8 protein-coding genes and 1 pseudogene are annotated in these 9,350 nt (G+C 73.8%); 8 read left to right on the forward strand and 1 reads right to left on the reverse strand.

The annotated features are described in order from the left end of the window. Positions 1–50: 50 nt before the first annotated feature. The 8 genes from ACTHMS_RS00565 to ACTHMS_RS00600 are packed head-to-tail and all read left to right on the forward strand — an operon-like array spanning position 51 to position 8,602. Entirely contained in the window at positions 51–1,061 is a 1,011-nt protein-coding gene (locus tag ACTHMS_RS00565) for an MSMEG_0568 family radical SAM protein (RefSeq protein ID WP_440304731.1), read from the forward strand. Positions 1,062–1,066: 5 nt separating this feature from the next. Further along, entirely contained in the window at positions 1,067–2,470 is a 1,404-nt protein-coding gene (locus tag ACTHMS_RS00570; protein WP_440304732.1) for an MSMEG_0567/sll0787 family protein, read from the forward strand. Continuing rightward, positions 2,470–3,303 carry a carbon-nitrogen hydrolase family protein gene (locus ACTHMS_RS00575; protein WP_440304738.1) on the forward strand — a complete coding sequence of 278 codons (834 nt, stop codon included), beginning with the start codon at positions 2,470–2,472 and terminating at the stop codon, positions 3,301–3,303. Before ACTHMS_RS00570 ends, ACTHMS_RS00575 begins: the two co-directional genes overlap by 1 nt. After that, positions 3,300–4,556, forward strand: a complete 1,257-nt coding sequence (locus ACTHMS_RS00580; RefSeq protein WP_440304733.1) for an MSMEG_0569 family flavin-dependent oxidoreductase — start codon at positions 3,300–3,302, stop codon at positions 4,554–4,556. Before ACTHMS_RS00575 ends, ACTHMS_RS00580 begins: the two co-directional genes overlap by 4 nt. Then, positions 4,553–5,407 (forward strand): carbon-nitrogen hydrolase family protein, encoded by an 855-nt coding sequence (locus tag ACTHMS_RS00585; RefSeq protein WP_440304734.1) that lies wholly within the window; start codon positions 4,553–4,555, stop codon positions 5,405–5,407. The genes ACTHMS_RS00580 and ACTHMS_RS00585 overlap by 4 nt, the downstream gene beginning before the upstream one ends. After that, on the forward strand, positions 5,404–6,477 hold the full coding sequence (locus ACTHMS_RS00590; protein ID WP_440304735.1) for an MSMEG_0565 family glycosyltransferase: 1,074 nt from the start codon (positions 5,404–5,406) through the stop codon (positions 6,475–6,477). The genes ACTHMS_RS00585 and ACTHMS_RS00590 overlap by 4 nt, the downstream gene beginning before the upstream one ends. Before the next feature lie 33 nt (positions 6,478–6,510). Next, the gene (locus ACTHMS_RS00595; RefSeq protein WP_440304736.1) at positions 6,511–8,100 is read left to right on the forward strand and encodes an MFS transporter; all 1,590 of its coding nucleotides are present in this window, start codon (positions 6,511–6,513) and stop codon (positions 8,098–8,100) included. Between the two features lie 7 nt (positions 8,101–8,107). Further along, positions 8,108–8,602: a molybdenum cofactor biosysynthesis protein gene (locus tag ACTHMS_RS00600; RefSeq protein ID WP_440304737.1), complete on the forward strand. Its 495-nt coding sequence runs from the start codon at positions 8,108–8,110 to the stop codon at positions 8,600–8,602. 90 nt (positions 8,603–8,692) lie between these two features. Here the strand turns inward: ACTHMS_RS00600 and ACTHMS_RS00605 are convergent. After that, positions 8,693–9,350, reverse strand: a pseudogene (locus ACTHMS_RS00605) (alkyl hydroperoxide reductase); the annotation flags it as partial.

Consider the following 9,350-nt stretch of genomic DNA (forward strand, 5'->3'; position numbering starts at 1 on the left):
ATATTATGGTGGTTGTTTTGTGGGCCCACTGTTTTGGTGGGGGGGGGGTGGTGCACCTCCTCCCCCCCCCCCGCGGCGGGGCCGGCCCGTCGGACGACGGCCACGTGCTGCTCGGCGGCGTCGGCACCGCGCTGCCGATCGTCGCGCGCAGCAAGTACACCGTGCGCCAGGGGCGCCTGCTGCTCGAGGGCGCCGACATCGGCCTCGACGTCGAGCCCGTGCAGCGGCCGCGGTTCTACGACCTCGTCACCGCCGATGGCGTGCCGTACGAGCAGATCGCCCGGTTGCACGGCGCCTCGGTGCTGGCGACGACCGTGGTGCAGACGTGCATCCGCTACGGCGTCGAGGAACGGTGCCGCTTCTGCGCGATCGAGGAGTCGCTCGCGAGCGGCTCGACGACCGCGGCCAAGACCCCGGCGCAGCTCGCCGAGGTGGCCGAGGCGGCCGTGCGGCTCGACGGCGTCACGCAGATGGTGATGACGACGGGGACGACCACCGGGCCCGACCGCGGCGCGCGACATCTCGCCCGGTGCGTCGCCGCGGTGACGGCCGCGGTGCCGGGGCTGCCGGTGCAGGTGCAGATCGAGCCGCCGGCCGAACTGTCGGTGCTGCAGGAACTGCGCGACGCAGGGGCCGTCAGCATCGGCATCCACGTCGAGTCGATGGACGACGACGTGCGGCGCCGCTGGATGCCGGGCAAGGGGTCGGTGCCACTGGACGAGTACCGCGCCGCGTGGCGCGAGGCGGTGCGCGTCTTCGGACGCAACCAGGTGAGCACCTACCTGCTCGTTGGCCTCGGCGAGGATCCCGACGACCTCGTCGCAGGCGCGGCCGAGCTCATCGCCATGGGTGTCTACCCCTTCGTCGTGCCGTACCGGCCCATAGCCGGCACGCTCGAGGTGGAGGTCGACCACGCGCAGGCGCCGCCGTCATGGATGGTCGCCGACGTCACCGACCGGGTCGCCGAACTGCTCGTGGCGGCCGGCATGCGTGGCGCCGACCAGCGTGCCGGGTGCGCCGCCTGCGGCGCGTGCTCGGCGCTCGCGGTCGCGGGCGGGTGAGCGTCGTGACAGCGACGATCGGCGAGGTGCTGCTCGGCGTGCCGCGCGCCGTCGAGCGCGGACGCATCGACGTCGGCGACGCCGCTGACGTGCTCGCCTACCGAGCGATCCGCCGCACGGTCTTCGTCGACGAACAGGGCCTCTTCACCGGCTCCGACCTCGACGACGTCGACGCCGACCCGCGCACCGTGGTGCTGGTCGCGCGGGACGCAACAGGTGTTGTGATTGGCGGCGTGCGCCTCGCCCCTGTCGGCGCGACGGACATCGGCTGGTGGGTGGGCGGCCGCCTGGCCGTCCTGCCCGCGGCGCGGTCGTCGCGCGGGGTCGGGGCCGCGCTCGTCCGCGCCGCGTGCGCCCACGCCGAGTCGTTCGGCGCGCTGCGCTTCGACGCCACCGTGCAGGCGGCGAACGATCGGTTCTTCCAGCATCTCGGCTGGCAGCGTGTGCGCGACGTCAGCCTGGCCGGTACTCCACATGTGTTGATGCGCTGGCCGATACAACGCATCGCGCGCCAGGCGCATGAGACGAAGGCCGCCCTCGGCGCGCTGCTCGCCGGGCTGCATCTCGGCGGCAGCGGGTGGGTCGGTGACGACGGCGCGCCGGTGCCGGGCAGCGACCTGGTCGCCGCGTGTGACGCGATCGCGCCGGCGCTCGTCGAGCGTGACCCCGAGTGGGCGGGCTGGTGCGGCGTGCTGGTCAACGTGAACGATCTCGCCGCGATGGGTGCCTCGCCGGTCGGCCTGCTCGACTCGATCGGTGCACGTGACGCGTCCTTCGCGGCCCGGGTGATGCGCGGTCTGCGTGCCGCCGCACAGCGGTGGCAGGTGCCGGTGCTCGGCGGCCACACCCAGTTCGGCGTCCCGGCCGCGTTGTCGGTGACGGCGCTGGGCCGCTCGCCCCAGCCCGTGCCGGCCGGTGGTGGCCGGATCGGCGACGCCGTCACGCTCACCGCCGACCTCGGCGGCGGGTGGCGCCCCGGGTACACCGGCCGCCAGTGGGACTCGACCTCCCATCGCAGCACCGCAGAGCTGCGGGCGATGGCCGGCTTCGTCGCCGCGGCCCGGCCCCACGCGGCGAAGGACGTGAGCATGGCCGGTGTCGTCGGCACGCTCGGCATGCTGGCCGAGGCCAGCGGTTGCGGCGCGGTGCTCGACGTCGCGCAGGTGCCGCGCCCCGCCGACGCTGCGACGGCCGACTGGCTGACCTGCTTTCCCGGCTTCGGCATGCTCACCGCCGACGACCCCGCCCGTCCGCTTCCGCCGGCAGGGCCCGCGACGAGTGGCCGCTGCGGCGAACTCCGCGCCGGCGCCGGCGTGCTGCTGCGCTGGCCCGACGGCGAGCTGACGCCCGCCGTGCCCGACCGTGTCACCGGGCTCGGCCCGGCCAACCCGAGGAGAGAGGCGTGCTGATGCCGCCCGTCACCGTCGCCGCGGTCGCCGCCAACTTCGGCCGCGACCTCGATACGACCTTCGCCGCGATCACCCGGATCCTCGCCGAGGCTCGTGCCGCCGGCGCGTCGCTCGTCGCGCTTCCCGAGGCGACGCTCGGCGGCTACCTCGCCAGCCTCGACGGACCGGCGGACCTGCCACCGGCGCTGGACGTCGACGGGCCGGAGGTGCGGCGGCTGGCCGAACTCGCCGGTGACCTCGTCGTCACAGCCGGGCTGTGCGAGGCCGACGGCGCCACCCGCTACAACACCGCCGTCTGCGTCAGCGGCGACGGCGTGCTCGGGGTGCACCGCAAGGTGCACCAGCCCCTCGGCGAGGGCCTGTCGTACGCGGCGGGCGAGGCCTTCGACGCGTTCGACACGCCGGTCGGCCGGCTCGGCATGATGATCTGCTACGACAAGGCGTTCCCCGAGTCGGCGCGATCGCTGGCGGTCGACGGCGCCGACATCATCTGCTGCCTGTCGGCGTGGCCGGCCGCGCGCACCAACCCGTCGCCCGACCTGCGCGACGACCGCTGGACGCGACGCTTCGATCTGTTCGACCGGGCGCGCGCGCTCGAGAACCAGGTGCTCTGGGTCTCGGCCAACCAGGCGGGCACGTTCGGGTCGCTGCGATTCGTCGCGTCCGCGAAGGTGGTCGACGCCGGCGGCGACGTACTCGCCTCAACGGGTGTTGCGCCGGGGATCGCGGTCGCCACGGTCGATCTCGACGCCATGCTCTCCGCTGCGCGCGGCGGGATGTTCCACCTGCGCGACCGCCGCCCGGCCGCCTACCTCATGGAGGCGACGGCATGAGGATCCCGGTCGTGATCGTCGGCGGCGGCCAGGCCGGTCTCGCCGTCAGCTGGTACCTCTGCCATGAGGGCGTCGAGCACGTCGTGCTCGAACGCGACACCCTGCTGCACACCTGGCGCGACCAGCGCTGGGACAGCTTCTGCCTCGTCACGCCGAACTGGCAGTGCCGCCTGCCCGGCTACCACTACGCCGGCAGCGATCCTGACGGCTTCATGGTCGCGGCCGAGCTGAACGACTGGCTGGCCGGCTATGTGCATTCGTTCGGCCCGCCGGTGCGTGAGCGCACCGCCGTGCAGGCCGTGTGGCCGGTCGCCGACGGGTTCCGCGTGGTCACCGCCACCGGCGAGTACCTCGCCGAGCAGGTGGTCGTCGCGACCGGCGGCTACCACACGCCCGCCGTGCCACGCCTGGCCGAACGGCTGCCGTCGACGGTGCGGCAGGTGCACTCGTCCGAGTACAGGAACCCGCAGTCGCTGCCGCCGGGCGAGGTGCTCGTGGTGGGCACCGGGCAGTCGGGCGCGCAGATCGCCGAGGACCTGCACCTCGCCGGACGCCGCGTGCACCTGGCCGTCGGCAAGGCGCCGCGATTCGGCCGCCGCTACCGCGGCCGCGACGTCATCGCCTGGATGCACGACACCGGGCACTACGCGAAGCCGGTCACCGACAAGCCGGTCGAGGAGCGGAACCTCGATCGGACCAACCACTACGTGACCGGACGCGACGGCGGCCGCGACATCGACCTGCGTGCCTTCGCCCTCGACGGCATGGCACTGCACGGCCGGCTCGTCGACATCGCCGACGGCCGGCTCACCTTCGCCGCCGACCTCGCGGCCAACCTCGACGCGGCCGACGCCGTCTACAACGGCATCAACGGCCTCATCGACGAGCACATCCGCGTCCACGGCATCACGACCGAGCAGGGTCCGAGTCGGTACGAACCGGTGTGGCGCCCGACCGCGTCCGGCGGTGACTCGATCGCGGCGGGTGATCTGGCGGCGGTGGTGTGGGCGACCGGGTTCCGGCGCGACGACCGCTGGCTGCACGCGGGCGTCTTCGACGGCTCGGGGCACCCGGTGCACGAGCGCGGCGTGACGTCCGTGCGCGGCCTGTACTTCGTCGGCCTCCCGTGGTTGCACACGTGGGGTTCGGGACGCTTCGCCGGCATCGAGGTCGACGCGCGCTTCGTCGCCGAACAACTGCTCGCCCGGCGGCGGTTCGCGGTCGTCGACATGCTGGCCGGTCGGGCGTCGTGACCGCCGGGGCCCCGCAGCGGGTGGCCGCCGCGGCGGCCCACTTCGGCCGCGACCTGCACCACAGCCTCGACCGCGTCGGCGTCATCATCGCGGCGGCTCGGAAGGCCGGCGCCGGGCTGCTCGTGCTGCCGCACGCGGTGCTCGGCGGGTACCTCGCCGACCTGCGCTCACCGGACCCCGACGCGCTGCCCCCGGCGCTCGCGCCCGACGCGCTCGAGATCCGGCGGGTCATCGCCATGGCGAAGGACATGGTGGTCTGCCTCGGCTACACCGAACGCTTCGCCGGGCAGCGGTACAACTCGGCGGTCTGCCTGTCCGGCGACGGCGTGCTCGGCCGCTACCGCAAGGTGCACCAGCCGCCGGGCGAGGCGCTCGTGTACGCGGCCGGCGAGCGGCTCGCGGCCTTCGACACCCCGGCCGGGCGGCTGGGGCTGCTGATCGACTACGACAAGACTTTCCCCGAGGCGGCCCGTGCCCTGGCCCTCGACGGTGCCCGCATCGTCGCCTGCCTGTCGGCCTGGCCCGCGAGCATCACCGGCCGCGCCGAACGGCTCACGCACGACCGGCAGTCGCGCCTGTTCGACCTCTACGACTGCGCGCGGGCGGCCGAGAATCAGATCGTCTGGGTGTCGTCGAACCAGACCGGGACGACGGGCGGCCTGCGCTTCCTCGGCCAGAGCAAGGTCGTCGGCCCCGGCGGCGACGTGCTGGCGCGCACCTGGGCCAAGGGCGGGCTGGCCGTGGCCGAGCTCGACGTCGAGGGCGAGATCGAGCGGGCGCGCCTGGTGCTGCACCACCTCCGCGAGCGCCGCCCCGAGCTGTACCGCGAGCAGGTGGCCGGGCCGGCGTGAGGATCGCGCTGCTCACCTACTCGACGCGTCCGCGCGGCGGTGTCGTGCACACGCTCGCGCTCGCGGAGGCGCTGGCGCGGCAGGGCTGCACCGTCGACGTCTGGAGCCTGGCACGCGGTGGTGACGGCGGGTTCTTCCGGCCGGTCGAGCCGGCCGTGGGCGTGCGCCTGGTGCCGTTCCCGGACCGGGCGGACGAGTCGGTGGGCGAGCGCATCCTGCGGTCGATCGCGGTCCTCGCGGCTGCCTTCGACGGCGGCGCGTACGACGTCGTGCACGCGCAGGACTGCATCAGCGCCAACGCGGTGCCGTGGTGCGTCCGCACGATCCACCATCTCGACACCTTCACCACGCCCGAGCTCGTCGCCTGCCACGAGCGGGCGATCGTGCGTCCGTTCGCGCATGTCTGTGTCTCGGCGGCCGTCGCGCGCGAGGTGCGGTCGGGGTGGGGCATCGAGCCGGTGGTGATCCCGAACGGCGTCGAGGCCGGGCGGTTCGCGTCGGTAGGCGACCTGCCGGCGTGGGTGCGCGAACTGCAGCCGTACGTGCTGTCGGTCGGCGGCATCGAGCCGCGCAAGGGCACGCTCGACCTGGTCGAGGCGATGGCGCGGGTACGAGCGGTGCGGCCGGACCTGCGGCTCGTGGTCGCCGGCGGCGAGACGCTCTTCGACTACCGCGACTACCGCACGCTGGTGCTCGCTCGCGCCGCCGACCTCGGGGTCGAGCCGGTGCTGCTCGGGCCGGTGCCGCACGAGGCGGTGCCGCCGCTCATGGCCGGCGCGGCCGTCTTCGCCTTCCCCTCGACGAAGGAGGGGTTCGGTCTCGCGGCGATGGAGGCGATGGCCGCCTGCACCCCGGTGGTGATGCGCGACCTGCCGGTGCTGCGCGAGGTCTTCGACGGCGCGGCGGTGTTCGCGCGTGACGTCGACGAGCTGGCCGACGGACTGCTGGCACCCGTGTCGTCCGCTCGGCTGGCCGCGGCGTCGGCGCTCGCGGCGGGACACACCTGGGATGCCGCCGCTCGCGCCCACCTCGAGTTCTATGCAACGCATCTCGCCGCCGCCCGGGCGTAGGCCGTTGTCGTACCCGTCCGGCACCATCGGTGTATGACGTCTCAACCGACGCAGTCGCAGGCCGAACCGCAGGCTCCGGCACACGGCGGCCCCGAGCCGCACAAGTGGTGGACGCTCGTCGCCGTCTGCCTCGGCACGTTCATGCTGCTGCTGGACGTGACGATCGTGAACGTCGCGCTGCCAAACATCCAGCACGCGCTGCACTCGAGCTTCTCGGACCTGCAGTGGGTGGTGGATGCGTACGCGCTCACGCTCGCGTCGCTGCTGCTGACCACCGGAAGCCTCGCCGACATGTTCGGCCGGCGACTGCTCTACGTCATCGGCCTGACCATCTTCACGATCGCATCGCTGCTCTGCGGCATCGCCGGTGACACCCTGCTGCTCCAGGTCTCGCGGGCGGTGCAGGGCATCGGCGGCGCGACGATGTTCTCCGTGTCGCTGGCGCTGCTCGCCGACGCGTTCCGCGGCAAGGACCGCGGCGTCGCCTTCGGCATCTGGGGCGCGATCACCGGGCTCGCCGTCGCGATCGGTCCGCTGCTCGGCGGGCTGCTGACGTCCGGGCTGTCGTGGCGGTGGATCTTCTTCGTCAACCTGCCGGTCGGCATCGCGGCGGTCGCAATCGCCGTCGCGCGCGTGGCCGAGTCGAAGGCACCATCGGCACGCCGCCCCGACTGGGCTGGGTTCGCGACCTTCACGGTCGCCCTCGCCGCGCTCGTCTACGGTCTCATCGAGTCGAGCGAGCGGTCGTTCTCGGACGCTCGCGTCATCACGTCGCTCGTCGTCGCGGGCGTGCTGCTGGTGACGTTCGTGGTGCTCGAGGCCCGCGGGTCGCACGCGATGTTCGACCTGTCGCTGTTCCGGCTGCCGACCTTCACCGGCGGCGCACTCGCGGCGTTCGGCCTGAGCGCCTCGATCTTCGCGCTGCTGCTCTACATCGTGCTGTACGTGCAGGACGTGCTCGGCTACGACGCCCTCGGCACCGGCCTGCGGCTGATGCTGCTCTCGGCCGCGATCCTGGTCGTGTCGACCGTGGCCGGGCGGCTCACGTCGCACGTGCAGGTGCGCTTCCTCATCGGACCGGGGCTCGTGCTCGTCGGTGTGGGTCTGCTGCTGATGCGCGGGCTCGACGCGTCGTCGTCCTGGACACATCTCATCCCCGGACTGCTCGTCTCGGGTGTCGGCGTCGGCCTGGTGAACCCGCCGCTGGCGTCCACCGCGGTGGGCGTCGTGGCGCCGCAACGGGCCGGGATGGCGTCCGGCATCAACTCGACGTTCCGGCAGGTCGGCATCGCCACCGGCATCGCGCTGCTCGGCACCCTCTTCGCGAGCACAGTCACCGACAGCGTCACCCGGCTGGCGTCGGGCAACTCGGCGCTGGCCCCGCATGCGAGTCAACTGGCCGTCGCGGTGAAGTCGGGCGCGGTCGGCCAGGTGCTCGGCCAGGTGCCGGCGTCGGCACGCTCGGCGGTGCAGCACATCGCGGCGACGGCGTTCACCGACGGGCTGAACCGCGTGCTGCTCATCGGCGCGATCGTGGTGATCGTCTGCGGCGTGCTCGCGTTCGCCCTCATCCGGCAGCGCGACTTCCACCAGCACGGGGCGCCGGCCGCTGCCGGGCACTGACCTGCCGATGACCGGGGTCGTCGAGCGGGTCGACGGTGTCGAGATCGTCGAACTGCTCGTCTCGGGGCTGCACCGGTTCGAGGGACGGCCGAGCGACGGTGCGGCGCCCGAGCCGTCCGGTGAGCTGGTCGCGTCCGCGGAGGTGCGGGCCGGGCTGGGACTGGTCGGCGACCGCTACTTCGGGCGCCGGGCCCACCGGCTCGCGTCCGTGACGCTCATCGCGGCCGAGTCGCTGCCGCCGGGCGTCGGGCTGCGCGAGACGCGGCGCAACGTGCTGCTGCGCGGCCTGCCGGTCGACGACCTGCTCGGCGCGACGGTCTCGCTCGGTGGCGTCGTCGTGAAGGTGCACCGGCGCGCGAACCCCTGCGCGTGGATGGACGTCACCATCGGCCCCGGCGCGATGAAGGCCCTGCGCGGCCGCGGCGGCGTGCGCTGCGAGCCGCTCACCGCCGGCGTGCTGCGCGTCGGCCCGGTCGACGTGACGGTCAGCCGCTTCGGCTGACCGCTCCGCGCGACGCAGGTGTGTGGCGACCGTGCGGGGTGACACGCCGGGCCGGTGCCCGCTGCGGCGCCACACACGGCGGGGGCGGCGTCAGCCGTTGAGCATCAGCCGCAGCTCGGCGGGACCGTCGGGGCCGATCCGCACGGGCACGCCCCAGTCCTGCCGCGCGAGGTAGCAGGCGGGGTGCTCGTCGCCGGCGTCGCATGACGCGACCTGTGCGGTGATGTGCAGGACGCCGGTGGTGACGCCGTCGGCGAGGACGAGCCGTCGCGCGAGGGCCGTGCTCTCGCCCGCGCCCTCGACGATCAGCGCTGACGGCGACGAGGTGATGTCGACGCGGATCGGCGGGCCGAAGCTGTCGTCGAGCTTGCGGCCGGGCGGGACGTCGAAGACGACCTCGACCGTCACCGCGCCCGGACGCAGCTCGCTCGGCGGACGCTCGGTGTGCTGGGCCTCGCCGCCGACGACCTGCGGGGCGACCGCCGGGCGGGTCACCCGGTGCGCGGCCGACTCCACGACGAGCAGGTCGCCGCCGAGGCGCAGGACGCCGCTCGGTTCGGCGAGCCCGACGGCGAGCGTGTCCACCCGCCCGTCGCGATACCGCCGCAGCGCGCCGTTGTACGTGTCCGCGATCAGCACGTCGCCGCCGTCGACGGCAACCCCCAACGGATGTTGCAGCCGGGCGCCGCCGGGCGGGGCCTCGACGTGTGCGAACACGAATAGCCCCCCGCCCACGGCGGGGTGGACC

It is taken from the genome of Jatrophihabitans sp., from assembly GCF_051960575.1.
Classification (GTDB): domain Bacteria; phylum Actinomycetota; class Actinomycetes; order Mycobacteriales; family Jatrophihabitantaceae; genus JBQCEE01.